The sequence below is a fragment of the Nostocoides sp. genome, assembly GCF_035343835.1.
Classification (GTDB): Bacteria; Actinomycetota; Actinomycetes; order Actinomycetales; family Dermatophilaceae; genus Nostocoides_A; species Nostocoides_A vanveenii.
This window is the reverse complement of the sequence record NZ_DAOQZV010000389.1, coordinates 1-1,696: the sequence shown is the minus strand read 5'-3', so window position 1 is coordinate 1,696 and position 1,696 is coordinate 1. Positions and strand designations below refer to the sequence as shown.

Genomic DNA, 1,696 nt, shown 5'->3' with positions numbered 1-1,696 from the left:
CAAGCGCCGCACGCAGCAGGCGGCCCATCCGATCGCGGGCGGCGACCCGGTTGCGGCGCTGGCTGCGGTGCTCCGACGCGGTGACGACGAGGCGGTCGCCGACCAACCGCCCGTCGAGTGCCTCTAGGAGGCGAGCGCGCTGCGCGTCGGTGAAGGCCGGACATACGCGCAGGTCGAGCTCCAGTTCTACGCGAGAGTCGGCAGTGTTGACCGACTGACCACCCGGGCCTTGAGCGCGCGAAAAGCGCTCGGCGAGCTGGTCGCCGGGGATGGTCAGGCCGCGCGGAATCCCGGGCCCAGGCGGGATCAGCAGATCCATGCCGCGAGCGTACGGGCCATCGCAGCGAGAAACCGCCCGTGATGCTGTCGTCAGCCCACCGTGATGGCCAGAGTTGCCCAACTGCTGACCATATTGCTCAACTTGCGCGTCCGGTGCCCAAGTTCGAAGGCGGGCACATGACGCAACCACGCCGCGATGAGCACCTCGGCCTCCTGCCGCACCAGGTGCATCCCCGCGCACGTATGCACGCCGTGGCCGAAGGAGACCTGGTCGATCGGGTTGCGCCGGATATCGAAGCGGTCCGGGTCCGGGTAGTGCCGCGGGTCGCGATTGGCTGCACCGAAGAGCAGGGCGAGCTGCGCGCCGCCCGGCACGGGCACGCCGTCGATCTCGGTGTCGGCCACCACCAACCGGCCCATCGCGTGAATCGGGGACTCGTAGCGCAGGGATTCGGTGAAGGCCGAGCCGATCAGCCCGGGCTCGGCGCGCAGGATCGCGTACTGGTCGGGGTTATCGCCGAGGTGCGCCAGCACATTGCCCAGCGAGGCGATGGCGGTGTCGATGCCCGCGGCCACCATCTGATGGATGAGCGCATTGCAGGCATCCGGTGGGACCTCACCCCGCTCCGCGGCCGCGAAGACCTCCCGGCCCAGACTGCCCTCGGTCAACTGAGCCGGCGTGACCTGCTTGGCCCACCGGGCCAGGTCGCCCGCGACGGGGAAATGCTGCCCGGTGCGCTTGTTGAAAGGCCCGAAGACGTTGAGCGCCGAGTCGCCCCAGGGCACCACGCGCGCCTGGATCTCGCGCCGCATCCCGATCAGGTCGCCGATCACCCGTTGATGGAAGTCCTGGGCGAGCCGGACAGCGTCGAAGGTGCCCTTCGCCACGGCAGCGGCCACGAGTTCGTCGGCGCACCCGGTCATGTCGTCGCGCCGGGCGCGCATGACCCGGGGGGAGAGATACTTCGCGAGCACGGCGCGGTGGCGAGCGTGCTCAGGCGGATCGGAGGCGAGCGCCGTCCCGCGCAGCGAGGCGTTCATCAGATCGTTGAACGTCGCCTTCGCCGAGGAGAAGCGCGACGGGTCCTCGACAACCTCCTTGAGCGCGTCGTAGCGGGTGACGGCCCAGATGTCGTTCTGCCTCAGATGCACGACGGCGGCCCGCTCACGCCAGTCAGCGAAGTAGTGCTGGCGGTCGGCCAGGACAACGTCCCCGAACAAGTCGTCGGACACCTCGGCTGCCACCCTCGCGCTCCGGTTGGCCACATCCACCGTCATCGACTGCTCTCCTTCGCCAGGCGTCCTTGCGACTCCCGTCCGCGTCAGTCTGGGCCGTGACGGCCGGTTGACCGGGGGCCCGATTGCCGGTTACGTCCGGCTGTGGGCGTCTTGCGTAGGCCCTACGCATCCCCCCTTC

At 69.6% G+C, this 1,696-nt stretch carries 2 protein-coding genes; both read right to left on the bottom strand.

Translation table 11 applies throughout. The features are described 5' to 3' along the window. On the bottom strand, nucleotides 1-319 hold a 319-nt coding region (locus PKH97_RS16440; protein WP_324388683.1), incomplete at its 3' end, for a peptide chain release factor-like protein. Between the two features lie 50 nt (nucleotides 320-369). Next, nucleotides 370-1,557 carry a cytochrome P450 gene (locus PKH97_RS16435; RefSeq protein ID WP_324388682.1) on the bottom strand — a complete coding sequence of 396 codons (1,188 nt, stop codon included), beginning with the start codon at nucleotides 1,555-1,557 and terminating at the stop codon, nucleotides 370-372. Nucleotides 1,558-1,696: the final 139 nt, after the last annotated feature.